20 protein-coding genes and 2 pseudogenes are annotated in these 24,052 nt (G+C 58.6%); 18 read left to right on the top strand and 4 right to left on the bottom strand.

Translation table 11 applies throughout. The annotated features are described in order from the left end of the window. Window positions 1–123 precede the first annotated feature (123 nt). Window positions 124–1,491, bottom strand: a complete 1,368-nt coding sequence (locus tag LOY56_RS25330; protein WP_258618020.1) for an inorganic triphosphatase — start codon at window positions 1,489–1,491, stop codon at window positions 124–126. A 157-nt stretch (window positions 1,492–1,648) separates the two neighbouring features. On the opposite strand from LOY56_RS25330, the gene argE reads away from it, so the two are divergent. Together argE and argA are read left to right on the top strand one after the other, a co-directional pair. After that, on the top strand, window positions 1,649–2,815 hold the full coding sequence (gene argE / locus LOY56_RS25325) for an acetylornithine deacetylase (RefSeq protein WP_258618019.1): 1,167 nt from the start codon (window positions 1,649–1,651) through the stop codon (window positions 2,813–2,815). Window positions 2,816–2,962: 147 nt separating this feature from the next. Then, window positions 2,963–4,261 carry an amino-acid N-acetyltransferase gene (gene argA, locus LOY56_RS25320; protein ID WP_258618018.1) on the top strand — a complete coding sequence of 433 codons (1,299 nt, stop codon included), beginning with the start codon at window positions 2,963–2,965 and terminating at the stop codon, window positions 4,259–4,261. A 310-nt stretch (window positions 4,262–4,571) separates the two neighbouring features. Here argA and tauA read toward each other — a convergent pair. Next, window positions 4,572–4,745 (bottom strand): annotated as a pseudogene (gene tauA, locus LOY56_RS25315) (taurine ABC transporter substrate-binding protein); the annotation flags it as partial. Window positions 4,746–5,102: 357 nt separating this feature from the next. Between tauA and LOY56_RS25310 the strand changes: the two are divergent. The 8 genes and pseudogenes from LOY56_RS25310 to LOY56_RS25275 all read left to right on the top strand — a co-directional run bounded on the left by LOY56_RS25310 (window position 5,103) and on the right by LOY56_RS25275 (window position 11,854). Then, window positions 5,103–6,467 carry an OprD family porin gene (locus tag LOY56_RS25310; RefSeq protein WP_258618017.1) on the top strand — a complete coding sequence of 455 codons (1,365 nt, stop codon included), beginning with the start codon at window positions 5,103–5,105 and terminating at the stop codon, window positions 6,465–6,467. Window positions 6,468–6,763: 296 nt separating this feature from the next. Then, window positions 6,764–6,829 (top strand): annotated as a pseudogene (locus LOY56_RS25305) (peroxidase); the annotation flags it as partial. A 270-nt stretch (window positions 6,830–7,099) separates the two neighbouring features. Then, window positions 7,100–7,693, top strand: a complete 594-nt coding sequence (gene ssuE, locus LOY56_RS25300; protein ID WP_258618016.1) for an NADPH-dependent FMN reductase — start codon at window positions 7,100–7,102, stop codon at window positions 7,691–7,693. A gap of 103 nt (window positions 7,694–7,796) precedes the next feature. Further along, the gene (locus LOY56_RS25295; RefSeq protein WP_258618015.1) at window positions 7,797–8,762 is read left to right on the top strand and encodes a sulfonate ABC transporter substrate-binding protein; all 966 of its coding nucleotides are present in this window, start codon (window positions 7,797–7,799) and stop codon (window positions 8,760–8,762) included. Window positions 8,763–8,787: 25 nt separating this feature from the next. Further along, entirely contained in the window at window positions 8,788–9,936 is a 1,149-nt protein-coding gene (gene ssuD / locus LOY56_RS25290) for an FMNH2-dependent alkanesulfonate monooxygenase (RefSeq protein WP_258618014.1), read from the top strand. Between the two features lie 9 nt (window positions 9,937–9,945). Further along, window positions 9,946–10,728 (top strand): aliphatic sulfonate ABC transporter permease SsuC, encoded by a 783-nt coding sequence (ssuC, locus tag LOY56_RS25285; RefSeq protein ID WP_258618013.1) that lies wholly within the window; start codon window positions 9,946–9,948, stop codon window positions 10,726–10,728. After that, window positions 10,725–11,531, top strand: coding sequence for an aliphatic sulfonates ABC transporter ATP-binding protein (ssuB, locus tag LOY56_RS25280; RefSeq protein WP_258618012.1), 807 nt, complete (start codon window positions 10,725–10,727; stop codon window positions 11,529–11,531). Before ssuC ends, ssuB begins: the two co-directional genes overlap by 4 nt. A gap of 107 nt (window positions 11,532–11,638) precedes the next feature. Continuing rightward, on the top strand, window positions 11,639–11,854 hold the full coding sequence (locus LOY56_RS25275; RefSeq protein ID WP_003229256.1) for a molybdopterin-binding protein: 216 nt from the start codon (window positions 11,639–11,641) through the stop codon (window positions 11,852–11,854). A gap of 55 nt (window positions 11,855–11,909) precedes the next feature. Here the strand turns inward: LOY56_RS25275 and LOY56_RS25270 are convergent, their stop codons facing one another. Together LOY56_RS25270 and LOY56_RS25265 are read right to left on the bottom strand one after the other, a co-directional pair. Further along, entirely contained in the window at window positions 11,910–12,545 is a 636-nt protein-coding gene (locus LOY56_RS25270; protein ID WP_258618011.1) for a TetR/AcrR family transcriptional regulator, read from the bottom strand. A gap of 272 nt (window positions 12,546–12,817) precedes the next feature. Then, window positions 12,818–14,194, bottom strand: coding sequence for a glutamine synthetase family protein (locus LOY56_RS25265; RefSeq protein ID WP_007897683.1), 1,377 nt, complete (start codon window positions 14,192–14,194; stop codon window positions 12,818–12,820). 279 nt (window positions 14,195–14,473) lie between these two features. On the opposite strand from LOY56_RS25265, the gene LOY56_RS25260 reads away from it, so the two are divergent. From LOY56_RS25260 to LOY56_RS25225, 8 genes are all read left to right on the top strand, one after another. Then, complete coding sequence (locus tag LOY56_RS25260) at window positions 14,474–15,250, top strand: gamma-glutamyl-gamma-aminobutyrate hydrolase family protein (RefSeq protein WP_258618010.1); 777 nt, start codon at window positions 14,474–14,476, stop codon at window positions 15,248–15,250. A 37-nt stretch (window positions 15,251–15,287) separates the two neighbouring features. Next, a complete protein-coding gene (locus LOY56_RS25255) occupies window positions 15,288–16,646 on the top strand; it encodes a glutamine synthetase family protein (protein WP_258618009.1) in 1,359 nt (452 codons plus the stop codon). Window positions 16,647–16,679: 33 nt separating this feature from the next. Next, window positions 16,680–18,044 carry an aspartate aminotransferase family protein gene (locus tag LOY56_RS25250; protein WP_258618008.1) on the top strand — a complete coding sequence of 455 codons (1,365 nt, stop codon included), beginning with the start codon at window positions 16,680–16,682 and terminating at the stop codon, window positions 18,042–18,044. Between the two features lie 183 nt (window positions 18,045–18,227). Further along, the gene (locus tag LOY56_RS25245; protein WP_258622887.1) at window positions 18,228–19,325 is read left to right on the top strand and encodes a polyamine ABC transporter substrate-binding protein; all 1,098 of its coding nucleotides are present in this window, start codon (window positions 18,228–18,230) and stop codon (window positions 19,323–19,325) included. A gap of 189 nt (window positions 19,326–19,514) precedes the next feature. Then, a complete protein-coding gene (locus LOY56_RS25240) occupies window positions 19,515–20,612 on the top strand; it encodes a polyamine ABC transporter substrate-binding protein (RefSeq protein ID WP_258618007.1) in 1,098 nt (365 codons plus the stop codon). Window positions 20,613–20,672: 60 nt separating this feature from the next. Then, window positions 20,673–21,815 (top strand): ABC transporter ATP-binding protein, encoded by a 1,143-nt coding sequence (locus LOY56_RS25235; protein ID WP_258618004.1) that lies wholly within the window; start codon window positions 20,673–20,675, stop codon window positions 21,813–21,815. Between the two features lie 35 nt (window positions 21,816–21,850). Next, window positions 21,851–22,732: an ABC transporter permease subunit gene (locus tag LOY56_RS25230; protein ID WP_258622885.1), complete on the top strand. Its 882-nt coding sequence runs from the start codon at window positions 21,851–21,853 to the stop codon at window positions 22,730–22,732. Further along, window positions 22,729–23,619, top strand: coding sequence for an ABC transporter permease subunit (locus LOY56_RS25225; RefSeq protein WP_258618002.1), 891 nt, complete (start codon window positions 22,729–22,731; stop codon window positions 23,617–23,619). Before LOY56_RS25230 ends, LOY56_RS25225 begins: the two co-directional genes overlap by 4 nt. Window positions 23,620–24,052: the final 433 nt, after the last annotated feature.

Below are 24,052 nucleotides of genomic sequence, written 5' to 3'. Positions count from 1 at the left end.
CGACACTGATCGTTCCCACGCTCTGCGTGGTAATACCTCAAGGGACGCTCCGCGTCCAGGTGACGCGGAGCGTCACCGGCTGCATTCCCACGCGGGAGCGTGGGAACGATCACCATCGCGAGATTACATACGCAGAAGCATCTTCCAGGCACGATTCTGATACACCGCAATCGCCTGCTGCTTGCGCGCATCCAGCGATTCATCAGTGATCGGCTCGTTCGCTAGCAGAGCAAGCTGTTTCAGCTCACCGTACAGGCGATCCATTTCCGGGATGTCCAGTACGTTACGGGCATGGTGTAGCCAGGCCTGGATGCGCTCGATACGCGGCAGCTGCTCGGCCAAGTCTTCCGGCTGTTGCTGATAACGCTGCAATTGCAGCGAGTTGGCTTCTTCGCCCAGCATGCGCGGCAGCCAGCTGCCCAGTTGTGCAGCGCCCTGGCGATTGCCACGGACGTTACGATCAGTCGTCCAGGTGCGGGCCAGCAACCAGCGCGAAGTGTTCAGGGAGAACAGGCCCCAGCGTGGGTCTTCCAGTTCTTCAAGGAACTGTTCCGGCGCGGCTTTGCGCACGTCTTCGTCGTCCAGGCCGGCTTGTACCAGCGGACGCCAGTCTTCTAGCAGGGCATCCAGCGCGACCCGCAGATCGTGAGTCGACTGACGCGGTGCGGCCTGACCGAGGCTGCTGATCAGCGCGCGCATTTCAGCGAGGTTCTCGACCCAGTCCTGCAACAGGCGCCAGTGGCCATTGAAGCGATATTGCTCGGCCAGACGCTGGCTGCTGCTCAGCAAATGCCAGCTCAGGGCGGCGAACGCATCGTCCAGCGGCATTTCGGCGGTGATCTGCGGCGCCGGCAAGCTCAGCGAGTAGCTGTTGGCGTCGAACAAGCGATAACCGCGTTCGGCCTTGCTGATGTCACATGGCATCAGCGCCAGGGTTGCAGCCAGTTCGGCGGCCAGTTCCAGCAGCGCGGCCGGTTCGCCTTCGCGCAGTTCCAGTTCCAGCTCGCAGATTTCTTCTTTCTGCTTGCCGACCACCACGTGGCCCAGGTCCAGCGCGGCTTCGATGACCACTTTGGTCTTGCCACGGCCCCAAGCGATTTCGGCGCGTTCGCGAACGAAATCGGTGGTGAAGATGGCTTTCAGGGTTTTCTTGTCCAGCTCGGCCAGCTCTTCGGGCCAGCATTCACCGTCGAGTTTCTTCACGTCGAGCTTGGCTTTGGGCAGGGACCAGTCGTACTCGTGACGCTCGGACAGACCGGCGATACTCTGGCCACGGGTCTTGAGGGTCTGAATCACTTCTTCGCCATCGCGACGCAGGCGCAGGGCAACCTTGGCGCGGGCCAGGTCGCGCTCAGGCGTGTCGAAGTACTGGTTCATCAATTCACGGCGTTCCCAGCCACTTTTGTTGCGTTTTTTCAGTAACGGGTGCTCGCGCAGGGCGGCGAGGGTTTCGCGGCTGACGCGGAGTTTGATTTCGGTTTCTTTCTGCATGGCCGGAAAATCCAGGATCGGGAGCGCAGCCGGGGGAATGTGTGGCTGCCAAGGTCGTGCAGTGTACAGGACTCATCCGTGATAGGCCGCGACGGTTTATTCCTGTCGCCGGATGGTTCTATGATGGACTTCAATTCGGGAGTGTTGGGAGTCAGCGATGTCTTTGCCGTCCATGAAAGATCAGTTTGCTGCGCTGATCGCTGCGCCATCTGTCAGCTGTACCCAACCCAGCCTGGATCAAACCAATCGGCCGGTCATCGACTTGTTGGCGACATGGCTCGGGGACTTGGGTTTCGCCTGCGATATCCAACAGGTCAGCCCCGGCAAATTCAATCTGCTGGCCAGTTTTGGCTCCGGCCCCGGCGGCCTGGTGCTGGCCGGTCACAGCGATACGGTGCCGTACGACGAGGTGTTGTGGCAGACCGACCCGCTGAAGCTGACGGAAGTGGACGGTCGCTGGGTCGGCTTGGGCAGTTGCGACATGAAGGGCTTTTTCGCCCTGGCCATCGAAGCCGTCAAACCCTTGCTTGATCAACCGTTCAAGCAACCCTTGTTGATCCTCGCCACCTGCGATGAAGAAAGCTCGATGTCTGGCGCTCGCGCTCTGGCCGAAGCCGGGCGGCCATTAGGTCGCGCGGCGGTGATCGGCGAGCCGACCGGGCTGAAGCCGGTGCGGATGCACAAAGGCATCATGATGGAGCGCATCGACATCCTCGGCCAGAGCGGCCATTCCTCCGACCCGCGTCTGGGCCACAGTGCCCTCGAGGCCATGCACGATGCCATCGGCGAACTGCGCGGCTTGCGCCTGGCGTGGCAGCGCGAATTCCGTAACCTGCAGTTCAGCGTGCCGCAGCCGACGATGAATTTCGGCTGCATTCACGGCGGCGATAACCCCAACCGCATCTGTGGCCAGTGCTCGCTGGAGTTCGACTTGCGTCCGTTGCCGGGCATGGACCCCAAAGCCCTGCGCGCGGCGATTTTGCAGAAGCTTAATCCGATCGCCGAACGGCATCAGGTGAAGATCGATTACGCGCCGTTGTTCCCCGAAGTACCGCCGTTCGAGCAGGCCGAGGACTCGGAATTGGTGAGGATCGCTGAAAAGCTCACCGGCCATCGCGCCGAAGCAGTGGCATTCGGCACAGAAGCGCCTTATCTTCAGCGACTTGGCTGTGAAACACTGGTATTGGGACCGGGTGATATCGCCTGCGCCCACCAACCGGGGGAATACCTCGAAATGTCACGTTTGCAGCCTACCGTGCATCTATTACGTCAACTGATTGAACATTACTGCCTGACGCCGGCCAAAACGACGATGCCAGTGTAGGAGCGTGTATAAATTGCCGATGTCCCAACCCGTATTCATGAGGAGAGCGCGCGTGTCGCCAAGCCTGTTCCGACGATAACCATCAGCCCGCTGTGCGTTTACTGCTTTACCCTTTTTTCGGCTGCTATTTATTACAGGCCCAGGTTCATGCCCGAATACGTCAATTGGCTTCGTCACGCTTCGCCTTACATCAACGCCCACCGCGATTGCACCTTCGTCGTCATGCTGCCCGGCGACGGCGTGGAGCACCCGAACTTCGGCAATATCGTCCACGATCTGGTGCTGCTGCACAGCCTGGGCGTGCGTCTGGTGCTGGTTCACGGTTCGCGTCCGCAAATTGAAACCCGTCTCGCCGCTCGCGGCCTGACCCCGCATTACCACCATGGCATGCGCATCACCGATGCGGCGACGCTTGAGTGTGTGATCGATGCGGTCGGCCAACTGCGCATCGCTATCGAAGCGCGGCTGTCCATGGACATGGCCTCGTCGCCGATGCAGGGCTCACGCCTGCGGGTGGCCGGCGGCAATCTGGTTACTGCGCGGCCAATCGGCGTACTTGAAGGTGTCGACTATCACCACACCGGCGAAGTGCGCCGGGTCGATCGCAAGGGCATCAATCGCCTGTTGGACGAGCGCTCCATCGTGCTGTTGTCGCCGTTGGGTTACTCGCCGACCGGTGAGATCTTCAACCTCGCTTGCGAAGATGTCGCCACCCGCGCAGCTATTGATCTGGGGGCGGACAAGCTGCTGCTGTTCGGCGCCGATCTGGGCTTGATCGATGAAAATGGTCGTCTGGTTCGCGAATTGCGCCCGCAGCAAGTGCCGGCGCATTTGCAACGTCTGGGCAACAATTATCAGTCCGAGCTGCTGGACGCTGCCGCTGAAGCGTGCCGGGGCGGGGTGGCGCGCAGTCACATCGTCAGTTACGCCGAAGATGGTGCGCTGCTGACCGAACTGTTCACCCGTGACGGTGGCGGTACGCTGGTGGCGCAGGAGCAATTCGAAGTTGTGCGCGAGGCAGCCATCGAAGACGTCGGTGGTTTGCTGGACTTGATCAGCCCGCTGGAAGAGCAGGGGATTCTGGTGCGCCGTTCCCGTGAGGTGCTGGAGCGTGAGATCGAGCAGTTCAGCGTGGTCGAACGCGAAGGCATGATCATCGCCTGCGCGGCGCTGTATCAGATTGCCGATTCGGATGCTGGGGAGTTGGCGTGTCTGGCGGTGAACCCGGAGTACCGCCATGGCGGTCGCGGCGATGAACTGCTGGAGCGCATCGAAACCCGTGCCCGGGCTCAGGGGCTGAAAACCTTGTTCGTGCTGACCACCCGGACGGCTCACTGGTTTCGTGAGCGGGGCTTCGTGCCGAGCAGCGTCGAACGCCTGCCGTCGGCGCGAGCGTCGCTTTACAACTACCAGCGAAATTCGAAGATCTTCGAAAAAGCCCTCTGACTGGGTGGCTGTCCGTGTTGGCTTTTGTGGCGAGGGAGCTTGCTCCCGCTGGGCTGCGAAGCGGCCCCAAAACCAATAAACGCGTTATGACTGATTTACCGCGTTGTCGGGTTTGGGAGTCCTCCGGCCTGGAGCGCCAGCCCGGTCCAGCGGGAGCAAGCTCCCTCGCCACAGGTTCTGCGTGTTACTCAGTGACGAATTTCGCGCTGACGTACGGCGAATAATCCGGCAGCACCGTCTCGACCTTCCCTTGCTCCGGCACCGGTCAGTTTGGCGATTTTCTGCACCGGTACTGAATCGACGTAGTGGGATCAATTTTCTGGCCAAGGGTTTTCTCGTAAACACCATCAGCCTGAGGGACTTTACTGGGGTCGATACCGGTTTGATAACCGACGGTGAGCGTGTCTGCTTGGGCGGAAAAAGAAAATATCAGCGATACACAAACTGTAACAAATTGACTGGATAGTGCGCGTCTGGTCATGATGGCGTCGCCTTTTCGAAAGTGATTGACGTATAGGGGATGCGTCGAAAGCTAATCGATCTAAAAAATGGCGAACAAATACCATTTAGGAATTAGCTTATGAGCCGATACCTTGTGTCCAGGCTCGGATCATCAGTAGCGAGCTATATTCCTAAATGGCATTAAAAAGAATTAAACAATTCTTTTTGGGTTTATGAGGAGCTCATTACCCTGCAGGGACCAAATCACTGCGGTTAGACCTTAGTCGTATCACACAGGGTTACGATTGAGTCGTGGTCTGGCGCTAATCGCGCATCTGTGGATCCGGGCGTTAGACCCGAGACCAAAGAACACAAAAATTAGAACGAGAGGAGCGAAACAATGAAGAAGTCCACCTTGGCCCTGGCTGTGGCCGTAGGGGTTTTGGCGCAGCAGGCAGGCGCCGCTGGTTTCATCGAAGACAGCAAGGCTACATTGGGGCTGCGTAACTTCTACATCAACACCGATAACCGTGATTCCGCTGCGAGCACGGCTTCTGGCGTTCAAAACAAGAACGAAGAATGGGGTCAAGGTTTCGACCTGCGCTTCACTTCCGGCTACACCCAAGGCACTGTCGGCTTCGGTATCGATGCCATCGGCCTGCTGGGCGTGCGTCTGGACTCGGGCGGCGGTACCAACGGTGCCACTTCGACTTCTTACGGCGGCACTGTTTTCCCAAGCAAATCCAACGGCGAAGCGGTTGATAACTTCTCCAGCCTGGGCCTGACAGCCAAAGCCAAGATTTCCCAGACCGAACTGAAATTGGGCACCCTGCAGCCAAAACTGCCAGTGATCGTGACCAACGACGGTCGTCTGCTGCCGCAAACCTTCCAGGGCGGTCAGATCACCTCGAACGACATCAAAGACCTGACACTGGTCGGCGGTCAGATCGAGCACGCCAAGGGCCGTAACTCCAGCAACAACGAAGAGTTGTCGATCGCTGGTGCAAACGCTCACACCGCTGCCGGTCGTGACAGCAACAAGTTCATTTACGGTGGTGGTGACTACAAAATCACCAAAGACCTGACTGCCCAGTACTACTACGGCAACCTGGAAGACTTTTACAAGCAACACTTCCTGGGCCTGGTTCACAACTGGTCGATCGGTCCTGGAGTGTTGAAGTCTGACTTGCGTTACTTCAACAGCTCCGATGATGGTGCCAACGGCCATGACTCGGCTTACTACAGCTCCGGTAACTATCAGGGCTTCCGTGGTGGTAAAGGCAAGGTCGACAACAACCTGTATAGCGGCCTATTCCTGTACACCGTTGCCGGTCACACTTTCGGTGGCGGTTATCAGGTCAGCAACGGCAGCAGCGACTTCCCTTGGCTGAACCAGGGTGACGGCTCGTCGGCTTACCTGACTACCGACATGCAGATCGCCAAGTTCGCCCGTGCCGGCGAACGTACCTGGCAAGCTCGCTACTCGTATGACTTCGCCAAGGTTGGTCTGCCGGGCGCTACTGCCGGTATCGTTTACCTACGTGGTGACAACATCGATACCATCAGCAGCACCAGCACTGCTGTCGCCGGTTCCGGCCGTTCGGAGTGGGAACGTGACCTGACCCTGGCTTACGTAGTGCCAGAAGGTCCGCTGAAAAACCTGGGCCTCACCTGGAAAAACGCCATGTGGCGCAACGACGTTCCAGGTCAGCGCGACCAGGACGAAAACCGTCTTATCGTCAGCTACTCGATCCCGCTGTTGTAACAGCACTCGCGTAACCGAACGTAAAAAAAGCCCCGCCCGGCATCACGCCGGGCGGGGCTTTTGCGTTTTCAAGGTGGGCTCACCCCCGTAAACCCTCCTTGAAATTCCCCTTTTTTGCAGCAACTCAAGGCCTTCTCGAACCTTGTGATCGATGTTCGTATCGATGGCTATTCAGGTCCAGTGAACAGATATTTAATATTCACTTGTGATCTAAATAAATCGATATTTATTCTTTTTAATCTCTAAGGAATGCAGGCAAAGTTCAGCTCAAACAAGCACTCCCAAGGAGCAGCACCATGAGCCTCAGACTCGGCGATATCGCCCCCGATTTCGAACAGGATTCCAGCGCCGGCACCCTCCGTCCGTGACGCTCTGCGTCATAGTGGGCGCGGAGCGTCCATGGATGCATTCCCACGCAGAGCGTGGGAACGATAAGTCCACCAAAGCAGGAGATTTCGGGCCGTTTCGACGGCCTATTTTTTTGCCTGAAAAAAGCCAATTCTTATATTCATTTAAGATATAACCAAATGAATAAATATGATTTATGGATATATAAATCACCTGTTAAGGTCACTCCATCAACGCGAAATTGCAAGCCGCGAATCGCCAACACCGCTCAAGGAATTGTCTGAATGCTGGTCGTCTCACTCGGTGGCAGTCCCAGCCCGCGCTCCCGTTCCGGGGTTTTGCTGGAGCGCTCGCGACGCTGGTTGCAAGAACAAGGGGTGGAAGTGGTGAATTACCAGGTACGGGATTTCCCGGCCGAAGATTTGCTATACGCACGCTTCGACAGCCCGAAGGTGATCGACCTGTTGCAACAGATTGAAAACGCCGATGGCTTGCTGATTGCCACACCGGTTTACAAAGCGTCGTTCTCTGGCGCGCTGAAAACGGTACTCGATCTGCTGCCCGAACGCGCCCTGAGCCATAAGGTTGTTCTGCCGATGGCTACTGGCGGCAGCATCGCCCACATGCTGGCGGTGGATTACGCGCTCAAGCCGGTGCTGTCGGCACTGAAAGCCCAGGAAATGCTCCAGGGAATTTTCGCCGTGGACAGCCAGATCGCTTATGGCGAAGGCAGCGCCCAGGCGCAGTTGGCGCCGGAACTAGCGCAACGATTGTTTGAAGCGCTGGAGCAGTTTTTCAGCGCCATGGCTCGTCGGCCCAAGCCGCTCGATCCGAACCTGTTGAACGAACGTTTGTTGAGTGCTCGCTGGGGCATTTAAGCCAGCACTCAAGCCACGCCCATATTTGATGTACTCCACCTTACTGGCCCGCTAACGGGCAAGCAGGTGCAGCCAAAACCCAACTGCAAAAAAGGAGAGCGCCATGCGCCCTGTCATTTTGCGTCGTGGTCTGGTCGCTCTGTTTGCTGCGGCTGTGTCCTTCGGCGTCATTACCCAAGCTCAAGCCGAGACCTTAAGAATCGGCTATCAAAAATATGGCACCCTGGTGCTGGTCAAAGCCAAAGGCACACTCGAAAAACGCCTCGCCGCCCAAGGCGTAGACGTGCAATGGACTGAATTCCCCGGTGGCCCGCAACTGCTCGAAGGCCTGAACGTCGGCTCCATCGATTTTGGTGTCACCGGTGAAACGCCGCCCGTGTTCGCTCAGGCGGCCGGTGCCGATCTGCTCTATGTCGCCTATGAGCCACCAGCGCCCCACAGCGAAGCGATCCTGGTGCCGAAGGGTTCGCCGATCCAATCGGTGCAGGACCTCAAGGGCAAAAAAATCGTGCTCAACAAAGGCTCCAACGTGCACTACTTGCTGGTGCGTGCGCTTGAAGACGACGGCCTCAAATACACCGACATCCAGACCGTGTTCCTGCCCCCCGCCGATGCCCGCGCCGCGTTCGAGCGTGGCAGTGTCGATGCCTGGGTGATCTGGGACCCGTATCAGGCCGCCGCCGAACAGCAATTGCAAGCGCGCACCCTGCGCGATGGCAAGGGCCTCGTCGACAACCACCAGTTCTACCTGGCGACCAAACCCTACGCGCAGAAAAACCCTGAAGTGATCAAGGCGCTGGTGGAAGAAGTGCGCGCGGTTGGCGAGTGGTCCAAGGCCAATCCCATCGAGGTGACCCAACAAGTTTCGCCACTGCTCGGCCTGCCAGCGGACATCACCCTGACCTCGGTGAAACGCCAGGGTTATGGCGCGCTGTTCCTTACGCCGGAAGTCGTCGCGGCCCAGCAAAAAATCGCCGACAGCTTCTACCAGCTCAAGTTGATTCCCAACCCCTTGAGCATCAAAGACGTGATCTGGACGCCACCGGCCGCCGTTGCCAAAGCGCCGTAATTCGACTTCCCAAGGAGACCACTCCATGAGCCTCAATATCTTCTGGTTCCTGCCTACCCACGGCGATGGCCATTACCTTGGCACCGCCGAAGGCGCTCGCGCCGTCGACCACGGTTACCTGCAACAGGTCGCGCAAGCGGCGGATCGTCTGGGCTTCGGCGGGGTACTTATTCCAACCGGTCGCTCTTGCGAAGACTCATGGCTGGTGGCGGCATCGCTGATCCCGGTGACCCAGCGTTTGAAATTCCTTGTCGCCTTGCGCCCCGGGATCATTTCCCCGACGGTGGCGGCACGTCAGGCCGCGACACTGGATCGCTTGTCTGGCGGTCGTGCGCTGTTCAACCTGGTTACCGGTGGCGATCCGGAAGAACTGGCCGGCGACGGTTTGTTCCTCAGTCACGAAGAGCGCTATCAGGCCTCGGTGGAGTTCACCCGCATCTGGCGCCGGGTACTGGAAGGTGAAACCGTCGACTATGACGGTCAGCACATCAGCGTGAAGGGCGCCAAATTACTCTATCCTCCGATCCAGCAACCGCGTCCGCCGCTGTATTTCGGCGGCTCGTCGGAAGCCGCGCAAGACCTCGCGGCAGAACAGGTCGAAATGGTCCTGACCTGGGGCGAGCCACCGGCCGCCGTGGCAGAAAAAATCGCGCAGGTTCGTGCCAAAGCCGCGAAGCTCGGGCGCACCGTGCGCTTCGGTATTCGCTTGCACGTGATCGTGCGTGAAACCAATGCCGAGGCCTGGCAAGCGTCGGATCGACTGATCTCGCATCTGGATGATGAAACCATCGCCCGTGCCCAGGCTTCTTTGGGGCGTTTCGATTCAGTTGGCCAACAACGCATGGCCGCCTTGCATGGCGGCAGCCGCGATAACCTGGAAGTCAGCCCCAACCTCTGGGCCGGTGTCGGTCTGGTGCGCGGCGGGGCCGGTACGGCGCTGGTTGGCGATGGTCCGACCGTGGCTGCTCGGGTCAAGGAATATGCGGACCTGGGCATCGACACGTTCATCTTCTCCGGTTATCCACACCTGGAAGAATCCTATCGGGTGGCCGAGTTGCTGTTCCCTCACCTGGACATCGAGCGCCCGGAGCTGCCGAAAAGTGCCGGTTACGTCAGCCCGTTCGGCGAGATGGTGGCCAACGACATTCTTCCCAAAGCAGCGTCCCAGAGCTGAGGAGCTGTCATGAAGAAACTCCTCCACAACCTTGCACCCTGGGCGTTGCCGGTCTTGTTGCTGGCGGTATGGCAGTTGTCGGTGTCGGCGGGCTGGTTGTCGACGCGGATTCTGCCGGCGCCCATCGCGGTGATCGAGGCCGGTGTGAGCCTGGTCAGCAGCGGTGAAATCTGGACCCACCTGGCCATCAGCGGCTGGCGTGCGGCGCTCGGTTTCGCCATTGGCGGCGGCATCGGCCTGACCTTGGGTTTCATCACCGGCTTGTCGACATGGGGCGAACGCCTGCTCGACAGTTCGGTGCAGATGATCCGCAACGTACCGCACCTGGCGCTGATTCCACTGGTGATCCTGTGGTTCGGCATCGACGAGTCGGCGAAGGTATTTCTGGTGGCGTTAGGCACGGTGTTCCCGATCTACCTCAACACGTATCACGGTATCCGCAACGTCGATCCGGCGCTGGTGGAGATGGCGCGCAGTTATGGCTTGTCCGGTTTCAGCCTGTTTCGCCAAGTGATCTTGCCGGGTGCATTGCCTTCGATTCTGGTCGGTGTGCGTTTCGCGTTGGGCTTTATGTGGCTGACATTGATCGTGGCGGAAACCATTTCCGCGAGCTCGGGCATCGGCTACCTGGCGATGAATGCCCGAGAGTTCTTGCAGACCGACGTGGTGGTGCTGGCGATTCTTTTGTACGCGGTGCTCGGCAAGCTGGCCGATCTTGCGGCGCGTGGGCTTGAACGTGTGTGGCTGCGCTGGCATCCGGCCTATCAGGTTGCCAAGGGAGGTGCCGCATGACGGCTCAACAACCTCCACGCTTGCTGCACGGCATTCCGCTGGTGGTGCGCAAGCTGCAAAAAACCTTCGGTTCGCGGCAAGTGTTGCGTGAAATCGATCTGCACATTCCGGCCGGGCAGTTTGTGGCGGTGGTCGGGCGTAGTGGCTGCGGCAAAAGCACCTTGCTGCGCTTGCTCGCCGGTCTCGACAAGCCCACGGGAGGTGAGCTGCTTGCAGGCGCAGCGCCACTCAGTGATGCGCGGGAAGACACTCGGCTGATGTTCCAGGAAGCACGTCTGCTGCCGTGGAAAAAGATCATCGACAACGTCGGTCTCGGGCTTAAAGGCGACTGGCGGCCGCAAGCATTGCAAGCGCTGGAAACGGTCGGCCTGGCGGATCGCGCCAATGAGTGGCCGGCAGCGTTGTCTGGCGGACAAAAACAGCGTGTGGCCCTGGCTCGCGCGCTGATTCATCAACCACGCTTGTTGTTGCTCGACGAACCCTTGGGCGCATTGGATGCCCTGACCCGAATTGAAATGCAGCAACTGATCGAACGGCTCTGGCAACAGCATGGCTTCACCGTGTTGCTGGTGACCCACGACGTCAGCGAAGCGGTGGCGATTGCCGATCGGGTGATCCTGATTGAAGAGGGCGAAGTCGGCCTCGACCTGCATGTGGAACTGCCGCGCCCTCGGGTCCGTGGCTCCCATCGGCTGGCGGCGCTGGAAACCGAAGTGCTTAACCGTGTGCTGTCCCTGCCTGGCCAACCGCCGGAACCGGAACCTGTTTCACCACTGCCTACGCAATTGCGCTGGGCGCAATAGAAGCAGCGGCAAGTTGCAAGCTTCAAGCGGCAAGGGGAAGCAGAGCGCTTTTACTTGCAGCTTGTCGCTTGCCACTTGCAGCTCATTTCGACCTCAGGAGAAATATCATGACTATCAAAGCCATCAACGTCCGCAACCAGTTCAAAGGCTCGATCAAGGAAATCGTGCTGGGTGACGTGCTGTCGGAAATCGACGTGCAGACCGCCTCCGGCATCGTCACTTCGGTGATTACCACCCGTTCGGTGAAAGAGCTGGAACTGGTGGTCGGCAGTGAAGTGATCGCGTTTGTGAAATCCACCGAGGTGTCGATCGCCAAGTTGTAAGCGCGTGCGCAAACGGTGTGAGCCCTGATCGTTCCCACGCAGAGCGTGGGAACGATCAAAGCACTTCGCGCTTGGGCAGGTAGGGCGGCAAATACAGCCCAAGATAAGCATCAAACACGCGCATCCCTTCTTCAGCCATTCTCGGCGTGATCTGCCCATGCTGCTGCACCGAGCGTGCATACACTCGGTCCCCCAGTTCCATGGCCAGCGCAAACACATCGACATCACCCGGCAGTCTCGGCAGCTCGAAGTGATGATCGAACAGCTTGTGCATCAGGTCGCCGAGTTCGATGTCGTGCTGGCGGTCAGCCTGGGTGACTTCGGTCAGGCCATGCTGGGCGAGGATCAGTTGGCGGGCGGCGGCATCTTCGTCGTAGATGGCGAGCATGCGTTGTTCCACCAGTCGCGACAGATCGCGCCAGCCGTTGAGGGCATGGTGGTCGATGGGCGCTTGCAAGCAGGCGCGGAACGCGGCGTGGACGTCGGCGGTCAGGGCTTCAAGCAGGGCCGGGACGCTGGCGAAAAAATGGTAGACGGAGGAGGGCGGGATCTCCGCGCGTTCGGCGACGCTGTAAATCGACAGGCTGGCCACGCCCTCGGCGGCCAGCAGCGTGCGGGCGGCATCGAGTATCGAATCGATCCGGGCCTGGCTGCGGGCGCGGGGTTTGCGAATGGTGGCGGTGCGCGTCATTGAAGTCTCCTGCGGGCAGCGGGCATTGTACGAGTCGAGTTGTGTGTTGTCTTCTCGGCCGCCATCGCGGGCAAGTTGATCGTTCCCACGCTCTGCGTGGGAATGCAGCCCGTGACGCTCCGCGTCACATCGATGTCAGGCAAGACATCATCGGTGAGACTGGAACGCGGAGCGTCCCTTGATGCATTCCCACGCAGGAGCGTGGGAACGATCGATGCACAAAAAAACGCCGCAAGCTGTGAGGCCGGCGGCGTTGTTTTTACTGCAACCGCTTACACGGTATGCAGGTACCAGTTGTACTCAAGGTCGGAGATGGAGTGTTCGAACTCCTCCAGCTCGCTCTCTTTACAGGCGACAAAAATGTCGATGTATTTCGGATCGATGTACTTGGCCATGACTTCGCTGTCGTCCAGCTCACGAAGTGCATCACGCAGGTTGTTCGGCAGGCTTTGCTCGTTCTGCTCGTAGGAGTTGCCTTCCACGGGCGCGCCCGGTTCGATCTTGTTGGTCAGGCCGTGGTGCACGCCCGCCAACACCGAAGCCATCAACAGATACGGGTTGGCGTCGGCGCCGGCGACACGATGCTCGATGCGCACGGCATCGGAGGAACCGGTCGGTACGCGGATCGCGACGGTGCGGTTGTCCAGGCCCCAGCACGGCGAATTCGGCACGTAGAACTGTGCGCCGAAACGACGGTAGGAGTTAACGTTCGGGCAGAGGAAAGCCATCTGCGCCGGCAGGGTCTCGAGCACACCGCCGATCGCGTGACGCAGTGCGGCGTTCTGCTCGGGATCCTCGCTGGCAAAAATGTTTTTGCCATCTTTATCAAGAATCGAGATATGGACGTGCAGACCGTTACCTGCCTGGCCTGGATAAGGCTTGGCCATGAAGGTGGTGTCCATCTCATGGTCGTAGGCGATGTTTTTGATCAGACGCTTGAGCAGGACCGCATAGTCGCAAGCCTTGATCGGGTCGGCCACGTGGTGCAGGTTCACTTCGAACTGTGCCGGGGCGCTTTCCTTGACGATCGCGTCGGCAGGGATACCTTGCTCTTTCGCACCTTCCAGAATGTCCTGGAGGCAGTCGACGTATTCGTCGAGGTCGTCGATCAGGTAAACCTGTGTCGAATGCGGGCGTTTGCCGGAGATCGGCGAGCGCGGCGGTTGCGGGCGACCGTTCACGTTCTCCTGGTCGATCAGGTAGAACTCCAGTTCGAACGCAGCGCAGATGGTCAGGCCCATCTCGTCAAACTTGGCTACGACTTGTCGCAGGACTTCGCGCGGGTCGGCGAAGAAAGGATCACCTTCGAGTTCGTGCATGGTCATCAACAGCTGCGCGGTCGGGCGCTTCTGCCAGGGCTCATTGCACAGGGTGTCTGGGATTGGATAACAGATTCGGTCAGCATCGCCGATGTCCAGGCCCAGGCCGGTGCTTTCCACCGTCGAGCCATTGATATCCAGAGCAAATAGAGAGGCCGGCAGGTTGATGCCTTTCTCGTAAACCTTGTGGAGGCTGGTGCGTTCAATGCGCTTGCCGCGCACCACACCATTCATATCCGCAATCAGAAGGTCAACGTACAGAACCTCAGGATGTTCCTTAAGGAACGCGTTCGCTTCGTTAAGCTGAACGGCACGCGGGGGTACCGACATGATGCAACACCTTTGTTGTTAAAAATATCAATCATTGATCTCTTCGGATTCCAGTCAACCCGAACGGCATGCCGAAGTCAAGCGAGGCCTTTTTTGCTCTAAAAAAGCACGTGAAGGGCTTTTTTGAGGCACTTTGTGGCGTTTTTTTGCCTTCAGCCTTCTTGGCATCCGCGAGCTTGAGCGGGCCGTGTTGTATTTTTTACGGGGGTGTTGTGTAAAAAAATGAACAAGGCTAAGCTCGATTCAAACCCATAACAGCAATAATTACCGGGGTGCTTCATGTCTCGCCTGCCGTTAATCGGCGTCACCGCCTGCTCAAAGCAGATCGGTCTGCATGCTTATCACATCAGTGGCGACAAATACGTACGCGCCGTGGCATCAGCTGCCAAGGGCCTGCCGTTGATTCTTCCATCCCTGGCGGATCGACTGGCGCCGTCCGATATTCTCGACGCTCTGGACGGCATTCTCTTTACAGGCTCTCCCTCTAATATAGAACCGTTTCACTATAACGGCCCGGCCAGTGCGCCGGGTACTGCTCATGATTCTGCACGCGATGCCACCACTCTCCCGCTGATCCGCGCCGCTGTCGAGGCCGGTGTTCCCGTGCTCGGCATTTGCCGCGGCTTCCAGGAAATGAATGTGGCGTTCGGCGGCAGTCTGCATCAGAAGGTTCACGAGGCCGGTCCATTCATGGATCACCGTGAAGACGACAGCCTGCCGCTGGAAGGGCAGTACGCGCCAAGTCACCCGGTGCACGTCCAACCGGGTGGCGTGCTGGCCGGCCTGGGCCTGGCGAGCGAGATTCAAGTCAACTCAATTCATGGTCAGGGTATCGAGCGTCTGGCACCGGGCCTTCGTATGGAAGCCGTGGCACCCGACGGGTTGATCGAAGCCGTCTCTGTTATCGAAGGCAAGGCTTTTGCTTTGGGCGTGCAATGGCATCCCGAATGGCAGGTAAGCTTGAATCCTGACTACCTTGCGATTTTCCAGGCATTTGGTGATGCCTGTCGCAAGCGCGCATTACAACGCGACGCCGATGCGTCAAACAACGCCTGACTTATAAGAGTCAGGAAACTCAGCCTAAGAGGCATTTATGAGTAACAACCTCGACCAGCTCACCGATTGGTTGAAAGACCACAAGATCACAGAAGTCGAATGCATGATTGGCGACCTGACCGGCATCACCCGGGGCAAGATTTCGCCGACCAACAAGTTCATCGCCGAAAAAGGCATGCGCCTGCCCGAAAGCGTCCTGTTGCAGACCGTGACTGGCGACTACGTCGAAGACGACATCTATTACGAACTGCTCGACCCGGCCGACATCGACATGATCTGTCGCCCCGACCATAACGCCGTATTCCTGGTGCCCTGGGCCATCGAGCCCACCGCCCAGGTGATCCACGACACCTACGACAAGCAGGGCAACCCGATTGAGCTGTCCCCGCGCAACGTGCTCAAAAAGGTGCTGAAACTCTACGCCGACCACGGCTGGCAGCCGATCGTGGCGCCGGAGATGGAGTTCTACCTCACCAAGCGCAGTGATGACCCGGATTACCCGCTGCAACCGCCGATCGGCCGCTCTGGTCGTCCGGAAACCGGTCGCCAGTCCTTCTCGATTGAAGCGGCGAACGAATTCGATCCGTTGTTCGAAGACGTCTACGACTGGTGCGAACTGCAAGAGCTGGACCTCGACACGCTGATCCACGAGGACGGCACCGCGCAGATGGAAATCAACTTCCGTCATGGCGATGCCCTGTCCCTGGCGGACCAGATTCTGGTGTTCAAACGCACCATGCGTGAAGCCGCGCTCAAGCACAACGTGGCGGCGACCTTCATGGCCAAGCCCATGACCGGCGAGCCGGGCAGCGCCATGCACTTGCACCAGAGCATTATCAGCATCGAGACCGGCAAAAACGTCTTCTCCAATGAAGACGGGACCATGAGTCAACTGTTCCTGAACCACATCGGCGGATTGCAGAAATTCATTCCTGAGCTGCTGCCGTTGTTCGCCCCCAACGTCAATTCGTTCCGCCGCTTCCTGCCGGATACCTCGGCACCGGTGAACGTGGAGTGGGGTGAAGAGAACCGCACCGTTGGCCTGCGGGTGCCGGATGCCGGGCCGCAGAACCGTCGGGTGGAAAACCGTTTGCCGGGCGCCGATGCCAACCCTTACCTGGCCATCGCCGCCAGCCTGTTGTGCGGCTTTATCGGCATGGTCGAAGGGCATAACCCGAGTGCTCCGGTCGTGGGTCGTGGTTACGAGCGGCGCAACCTGCGCCTGCCTCTGACTATTGAAGACGCCCTGGATCGCATGGAAAACAGCAAGACCATCGAAAAGTACCTGGGCAAGAAATTCATCACCGGCTACATCGCGGTCAAGCGGGCCGAGCATGAAAACTTCAAGCGCGTGATCAGTTCGTGGGAACGGGAATTCCTGCTCTTCGCCGTCTGATGCGCCCTTCACTGCAATCCAAGGAGAATTCGCATGACCAGCAACAACCCGCAAACCCGTGAGTGGCAAGCCCTGAGCAGCGATCACCACCTGGCCCCGTTCAGCGACTTCAAGCAGCTCAAAGAGAAAGGCCCGCGGATCATCACCCATGCCAAGGGCGTTTACCTGTGGGACAGCGAAGGCAACAAGATCCTCGACGGCATGGCTGGCCTGTGGTGTGTAGCGATCGGCTACGGTCGCGATGAACTGGCCGATGCCGCCAGCAAGCAGATGCGCGAGCTGCCTTATTACAACCTGTTCTTCCAGACGGCTCACCCGCCGGTGCTAGAGTTGGCCAAGGTCATTGCCGACGTTGCGCCTGAAGGTATGAATCACGTGTTCTTCACCGGTTCCGGTTCCGAAGGCAACGACACCATGCTGCGAATGGTTCGCCACTACTGGGCGATCAAGGGCCAGCCGAAGAAGAAAGTCATCATCAGTCGCAAGAACGGCTATCACGGTTCCACCGTGGCCGGCGCGAGCCTGGGTGGCATGACGTACATGCACGAACAGGGCGACTTGCCGATCCCGGGCATCGTCCACATTGCCCAGCCGTACTGGTTCGGCGAAGGCGGCGACATGACCCCGAACGAGTTCGGTATCTGGGCGGCCAATCAGCTGGAAGAGAAGATCCTGGAAGTCGGCGTCGATAACGTCGGTGCCTTTATTGCCGAGCCGATCCAGGGCGCCGGCGGCGTGATCATTGCGCCAGACAGCTACTGGCCGCGGATCAAGGAAATCCTCGCCAAGTACGACATTCTGTTCGTGGCCGACGAAGTGATTTGCGGTTTCGGCCGTACGGGTGAGTGGTTCGGTACCGATTTCTACGACCTCAAACCTCACATGATGACCATCGCCAAAGGCCTGACGTCCGGCTACATCCCGATGGGCGGCCTGATCGTGCATGACGACGTGGTCGAGGTGCTCAACGAAGGTGGTGATTTCAACCACGGTTTCACTTATTCCGGGCACCCGGTGGCCGCGGCGGTGGCGCTGGAAAACATCCGCATCCTGCGCGACGAGAAAATTGTCGAGCGCGTACGTGCAGAAACGGCACCTTATTTGCAAAAGCGTCTACGGGAACTGAGCGATCACCCGTTGGTGGGGGAAGTGCGTGGGGTCGGTCTGTTGGGGGCCATCGAACTGGTTCAGGACAAAGCCACCCGCAAACGTTACGAAGGCAAGGGCGTTGGCATGATTTGCCGCACCTTCTGCTTCGACAACGGCCTGATCATGCGCGCCGTCGGCGACACCATGATCATTGCTCCGCCACTGGTGATTACACCGGCTGAAATCGATGAGCTGGTAACAAAAGCACGCAAGTGCCTGGACCTGACCCTGAGTGCGTTACAGGGCTAAGTGCTAGGCTCTGAGCGAGGTGTGAAGTGTGCACTTCGCTCAGTGCAAACAAAGGATGGGTCTTTCCTTGAAAGCCTGCCTTGGATCTTGCCAGACTAACGGTTGTTCGGATGCCCGCTAAAAGGCCACCGAGCACGTGCTTAAAAAGAAAAAACTGGAGCATTACCCATGAAGGCATTAGGTATGAAGATAGCTGGCAAGACCCTCCTCGCCATGTCCCTGATGGGCGTGATGGCGGGCGCCGTTCAGGCGGACGACAAGGTGCTGCACGTGTACAACTGGTCCGATTACATCGCACCGGATACCGTCAAGAAGTTCGAGGCCGAGTCGGGTATCAAAGTCGTCTACGACGTGTTTGACAGTAACGAAACCCTTGAAGCCAAGTTGCTGGCGGGCAAGTCCGGCTACGACATCGTCGTGCCGTCGAACAACTTCCTGGCCAAGCAGATCAAGGCCGGCGTTTACCAGAAGCTGGACAAGTCCAAGCTGCCTAACTGGAAAAACCTGAACCCGGATCTGCTTAAAGCGGTAACGGTGAGCGACCCGGGCAACGAACATGCGTTCCCTTACATGTGGGGTTCGCTCGGTATCGGTTTCAACGCCGAGAAGGTCAAGGCTGCACTGGGTGCCGATGCGCCAACCAACTCCTGGGACTTGCTGTTCAAACCTGAAAACGCTGCCAAGTTGAAGTCGTGCGGTATCAGTTTCCTCGATTCGCCAACCGAGATGATTCCGGCGGCGTTGCATTACCTGGGCTATCCGACCGACAGCCAGGACAAGAAACAACTGGCTGAAGCCGAAGCATTGTTCCTGAAGATTCGTCCTTCGGTGAGCTACTTCCACTCGTCCAAGTACATCTCCGACCTGGCCAACGGCAACATCTGCGTCGCCGTGGGTTACTCGGGTGACATGTACCAGGCCAAGGCTCGCGCCGCTGAAGCCGGTGACAAGGTGAAAGTCAGCTACAACATTCCGAAAGAAGGTGCCGGCAGCTTCTACGACATGGTCGCCATCCCTAAAGATGCCGAAAACGTCGAAGGCGCCTACAAGTTCATGACCTTCCTGCAGAAGCCGGAAATCATGGCCGAGATCACCAACGCCGTGCGTTTCCCGAACGGTAACGCGGCATCGACTCCACTGGTCGATAAAGAAATCACCAGCGACCCAGGCATCTACCCGCCAGCGGAAGTCCTGGCCAAGCTGTACGCGATTGCCGACTTGCCGGCCGCCACCCAGCGGATCCTGACGCGCAGCTGGACCAAGATCAAATCCGGTAAATAAGCCGGTTTGAAGCAACGTCCTGTTGTTCGTCGTCTGCGCGACGGCGGCAACAGGAACCAGTAAATGACAGAAAGTTTTGCTGGAACGGTTTTTCGAGGGTAAGTTGCGCGCCGGTTTGGTTGCCAGGCAGCCATGGCTTTCATGTAACGCGGGGCAACTTGAGCCCAACTCATTTTAGAGGACCTCCACTTGCCTATTTTTTCTTTGTTGCGCAACGTCCTGCTGGTCGGCGCCGGGCTGGCACTGGCTGTCAGTGTTCAGGCCGCTGGCACAGTGCATATTTATAACTGGTCGGACTACATCGGTGAAACCACCCTGGCCGACTTCCAGAAAGAAACCGGCATCAAGCCGGTGTATGACGTATTCGATTCCAACGAAACCCTGGAAGGCAAGTTGTTGGCAGGCCGTACCGGTTATGACGTGGTCGTGCCGTCCAACCATTTCCTTGGCAAGCAGATCAAGGCTGGCGCTTTCCAGAAGCTCGACAAGTCGAAGCTGAGCAATTATTCCAATCTCGATCCGGTGCTGCTCAAGCGGCTGGAGCAGAACGATCCGGGCAACCTGTACGCCGTGCCGTATCTGTGGGGCACCAACGGCATCGGTTACAACATCGACAAGGTCAAGGCCGTGTTGGGCCTCGACAAGATCGACTCCTGGGATGCGGTGTTCGAGCCGCAGAACATCAAGAAGCTGCACAGCTGTGGTGTGGCGTTTCTCGACTCCGCCGATGAAATGATGCCCACGGTCCTCAACTACATGGGCCTGAACCCCAACAGCACCAACCCTGAAGACTACAAAAAGGCTGAAGCCAAGTTGCTGGCGGTGCGGCCTTACGTGACGTATTTCCACTCCTCCAAATACATCGCAGACCTGGCCAACGGTGATATCTGTGTGGCGATCGGTTTCTCCGGCGATATATTCCAGGCCAAGGCCCGCGCGGCTGAAGCCGGCAAAGGCATGAACATCGCCTATTCGATTCCGAAAGAGGGCGGCGCGCTCTGGTTCGACATGCTGGCGATACCCAAAGATGCGGCCAACGCCAAAGAAGCTCATGCCTTCATCAACTATGTGCTCAAGCCTGAGGTGATCGCCCAGGTCAGCGATTCCGTAGGCTACGCCAACCCGACCCCCGGGTCGGACAAACTGATGGAACAGTCCATACGCACTGACGCATCGGTTTATCCACCGCAAGCGGTCCTCGACAAGACATACGTATCCATCGAGTTGCCACCGAACATTCAACGGTTGATGACGCGCAGCTGGACCAAGGTCAAGTCGGGCAAATAGCTTCAAATTATCCAGGTTCGCCACATGAGCGAACTGCACATTCTGTTGGGAGTTTCGTAAATGGCAGTTGCCTCCGGCGCCTATAAGAAAGCCCTCGAGGGCGACCAGACACCTAAACAGGTGTTGGTCAAAATCGACCGGGTCACGAAAAAGTTCGACGAGACGATTGCCGTGGACGACGTGTCCCTGGAAATCAGGAAAGGCGAAATCTTCGCCCTGCTCGGCGGCTCGGGTTCGGGCAAATCCACCTTGCTGCGGATGCTGGCAGGTTTCGAACGGCCCACGGAGGGGCGCATTTACCTCGATGGCGTCGACATCACAGAGATGCCGCCGTACGAGCGACCGATCAACATGATGTTCCAGTCCTATGCCTTGTTTCCGCACATGACCGTGGCGCAGAACATTGCCTTCGGCCTCAAGCAGGACAAGATCCCGGCGGCTGAAGTCAATGCTCGCGTGGCCGAGATGCTCAAACTGGTGCAGATGAGCCAGTACGCCAAACGCAAACCGCATCAATTGTCCGGTGGCCAGCGTCAGCGCGTGGCGCTGGCGCGCTCCTTGGCCAAGCGGCCGAAGCTCTTGCTGCTCGACGAACCCATGGGCGCGCTGGACAAGAAACTGCGCTCGCAAATGCAACTGGAACTGGTCGAGATTATCGAGCGGGTCGGCGTGACCTGCGTGATGGTGACCCACGACCAGGAAGAGGCCATGACCATGGCCGAGCGCATCGCGATCATGCACCTGGGCTGGATCGCCCAGATCGGCAGCCCGATCGACATCTACGAAACCCCGACCAGTCGTCTGGTCTGCGAATTCATCGGCAACGTCAACATTTTCGACGGTGAAGTGATCGACGACGCCGAAGGCCACGCGACCATCACCTGCAAGGACCTGGACCGGCAGATTTATGTGGGCCACGGCATCAGCACGTCGGTGCAGGACAAGTCCGTGACCTACGCGATCCGTCCGGAAAAACTGCTGGTGACGCCGACCATGCCGACCTGCGAATACAACTGGTCCAGCGGCAAAGTGCATGACATCGCCTACCTCGGCGGCCACTCGGTGTTCTACGTCGAACTGCCGAGCGGCAAGCTGGTGCAGTCCTTCGTCGCTAACGCCGAACGTCGCGGTCAGCGCCCAACCTGGGGTGACCAGGTTTACGTGTACTGGGAAGACGACAGCGGCGTGGTACTTCGCTCATGAACATGCGCAAATTCAAACGCCGGCTCAATCGAATAATTCCCGGTGGCCGTCAGCTGGTCATCGGGGTTCCGTTCATTTGGCTGTTCATGTTCTTCATGCTGCCGTTCTTCATCGTCTTGAAGATCAGCTTCGCCGAAGCCGACGTGGCCATTCCGCCGTACACCGAGATCTACAGTTTCATTGACCAGAAGCTCCAGGTGCTGCTTAACCTCGGCAACTACGCGATGCTCGGCGACGACGAGTTGTACATCGCTGCTTACCTTGGCTCGTTGAAGATGGCGCTGATCAGCACCGTCCTCTGTTTGCTGATCGGCTATCCAATGGCCTACGCCATTGCCAGCGCCCGCAAAGAGCTGCAAACGGTGCTGGTGCTGCTGATCATGATGCCGACCTGGACTGCGATCCTGATCCGCGTTTATGCGTGGATGGGCATCCTCAGCAACAACGGTCTGCTTAACGGTTTTTTGATGAGCATGGGCTGGATCGACGAGCCGCTGCAGATTCTCAACACCAACCTCGCGGTTTATATCGGAGTTGTTTACTCCTATCTGCCGTTCATGATCCTGCCGCTCTACGCCAACCTGGTCAAACACGATACCAGCCTGCTGGAAGCCGCATCGGACCTCGGTTCGAGCACCTTCAACAGCTTCTGGAAAATCACCGTGCCGCTGTCGAAAAACGGCATCATCGCAGGCTGCATGCTGGTGTTCATCCCGGTGGTGGGTGAGTTCGTGATCCCGGAACTGCTGGGCGGGCCGGAAACCCTGATGATCGGTAAAGTGCTCTGGCAAGAATTCTTCAACAACCGTGACTGGCCGGTGGCATCAGCGCTTGCGGTGGTGATGCTGGCGATCCTGATTGTGCCGATCATTCTGTTCAACCGCAGTCAGGCCAAAGAAATGGAGGGCAAGGAATGAAGCGCTTCCGTTTCTCAAGTTTCATGCTGGTAGCGGGTTTGCTGTTCATCTACGCGCCGATGCTGATCCTGGTGATCTACTCGTTCAACGCCTCGAAACTGGTGACGGTGTGGGGCGGCTGGTCGATCAAGTGGTACGTGGGGTTGATGGACAACACGCAACTGATGGGCTCGGTGGTGCGCTCGCTGGAAATCGCCTGCTACACCGCGATTGCTGCCGTGGCACTGGGGACGCTGGCGGCCTTCGTGCTGACGCGTATTACCCACTTCAAGGGCCGTACGCTGTTCGGTGGTCTGGTCACCGCGCCGCTGGTGATGCCGGAAGTGATCACCGGTCTGTCGCTGTTGCTGCTGTTCGTGGCTATGGCGCAGATGATCGGTTGGCCACAGGAGCGTGGCATCGTCACCATCTGGATCGCCCACACCACGTTCTGTGCGGCGTATGTGGCGGTGGTGGTCTCGGCGCGTCTGCGTGAGCTGGATCTGTCGATCGAAGAAGCGGCCATGGATCTCGGTGCGCGGCCGTGGAAGGTGTTCTTCCTGATCACCATCCCGATGATCGCGCCGTCACTGGCGGCGGGGGGCATGATGTCGTTTGCCTTGTCGCTGGATGACCTGGTGCTGGCGAGCTTCGTGTCCGGTCCGGGTTCCACGACCTTGCCGATGGAAGTGTTCTCGGCGGTGCGCCTGGGCGTGAAGCCCGAGATCAACGCCGTGGCCAGCCTGATTCTGCTGGCGGTGTCGCTGGTGACGTTCCTGGTCTGGTACTTCAGCCGTCGTGCCGAAGAGATTCGCAAGCGTGCGATCCAGCAAGCCATCGAAGAAGGCGCTGCCGACTCCTGGAAACAACCGGACGTGCGCCGGGCGCAGGCGTCGGAAGCGGCTTGAGCCTGATGCCGGGTTGACCACCGTTGCGTGGTCAACCCGAATCCCTGTAGGAGCGGGCCTTTACTGACTGGCATTAAGGCTTGCCCGCGATGGCCATGGGTATCTACATATCTTCCCTCGCTTGATGGTGTACATATCCGTTTCTGCGGTCACGGCCGCTGGCGGTTTCGCTTTTACAGCGAGTCACTTGGAAGAGCCCCAAGTAACCAAGGGCTCTTGCCCCTTTCGTTCGGTGCCTCGCTTAGGCTCGGCATGCCCTCGCTCCGGTCCTGCTCCGTGGGCCCGCCGCGATCGGCCATCCATGGCCGTGCGCGGCTAACCCGGCATCCATGCCGGGTTGCCCACTGCGCAGAACCTCCACTCGGCCTCTCGATGGGGCGGTGCATCAAGATCAAGAGCTGCAGGCGAGCTAACGCTCGGCCTGTTGAGTGGT

The organism is Pseudomonas sp. B21-048, from assembly GCF_024748615.1.
Lineage (GTDB): Bacteria > Pseudomonadota > Gammaproteobacteria > Pseudomonadales > Pseudomonadaceae > Aquipseudomonas.
The sequence above is the reverse complement of the archived record's forward strand: the minus strand, read 5'-3'. Positions and strand labels throughout refer to the sequence as shown.

What these genes read in the sequence shown, in the direction of transcription:
- LOY56_RS25330 (WP_258618020.1), bottom strand. Translation starts at nt 1,491, where the DNA reads ATGCAGAAAGAAACCGAAATCAAACTCCGCGTCAGCCGCGAAACCCTC.
- argE (WP_258618019.1), top strand. Translation starts at nt 1,649, where the DNA reads ATGTCTTTGCCGTCCATGAAAGATCAGTTTGCTGCGCTGATCGCTGCG.
- argA (WP_258618018.1), top strand. Translation starts at nt 2,963, where the DNA reads ATGCCCGAATACGTCAATTGGCTTCGTCACGCTTCGCCTTACATCAAC.
- LOY56_RS25310 (WP_258618017.1), top strand. Translation starts at nt 5,103, where the DNA reads ATGAAGAAGTCCACCTTGGCCCTGGCTGTGGCCGTAGGGGTTTTGGCG.
- ssuE (WP_258618016.1), top strand. Translation starts at nt 7,100, where the DNA reads ATGCTGGTCGTCTCACTCGGTGGCAGTCCCAGCCCGCGCTCCCGTTCC.
- LOY56_RS25295 (WP_258618015.1), top strand. Translation starts at nt 7,797, where the DNA reads ATGCGCCCTGTCATTTTGCGTCGTGGTCTGGTCGCTCTGTTTGCTGCG.
- ssuD (WP_258618014.1), top strand. Translation starts at nt 8,788, where the DNA reads ATGAGCCTCAATATCTTCTGGTTCCTGCCTACCCACGGCGATGGCCAT.
- ssuC (WP_258618013.1), top strand. Translation starts at nt 9,946, where the DNA reads ATGAAGAAACTCCTCCACAACCTTGCACCCTGGGCGTTGCCGGTCTTG.
- ssuB (WP_258618012.1), top strand. Translation starts at nt 10,725, where the DNA reads ATGACGGCTCAACAACCTCCACGCTTGCTGCACGGCATTCCGCTGGTG.
- LOY56_RS25275 (WP_003229256.1), top strand. Translation starts at nt 11,639, where the DNA reads ATGACTATCAAAGCCATCAACGTCCGCAACCAGTTCAAAGGCTCGATC.
- LOY56_RS25270 (WP_258618011.1), bottom strand. Translation starts at nt 12,545, where the DNA reads ATGACGCGCACCGCCACCATTCGCAAACCCCGCGCCCGCAGCCAGGCC.
- LOY56_RS25265 (WP_007897683.1), bottom strand. Translation starts at nt 14,194, where the DNA reads ATGTCGGTACCCCCGCGTGCCGTTCAGCTTAACGAAGCGAACGCGTTC.
- LOY56_RS25260 (WP_258618010.1), top strand. Translation starts at nt 14,474, where the DNA reads ATGTCTCGCCTGCCGTTAATCGGCGTCACCGCCTGCTCAAAGCAGATC.
- LOY56_RS25255 (WP_258618009.1), top strand. Translation starts at nt 15,288, where the DNA reads ATGAGTAACAACCTCGACCAGCTCACCGATTGGTTGAAAGACCACAAG.
- LOY56_RS25250 (WP_258618008.1), top strand. Translation starts at nt 16,680, where the DNA reads ATGACCAGCAACAACCCGCAAACCCGTGAGTGGCAAGCCCTGAGCAGC.
- LOY56_RS25245 (WP_258622887.1), top strand. Translation starts at nt 18,228, where the DNA reads ATGAAGATAGCTGGCAAGACCCTCCTCGCCATGTCCCTGATGGGCGTG.
- LOY56_RS25235 (WP_258618004.1), top strand. Translation starts at nt 20,673, where the DNA reads ATGGCAGTTGCCTCCGGCGCCTATAAGAAAGCCCTCGAGGGCGACCAG.
- LOY56_RS25225 (WP_258618002.1), top strand. Translation starts at nt 22,729, where the DNA reads ATGAAGCGCTTCCGTTTCTCAAGTTTCATGCTGGTAGCGGGTTTGCTG.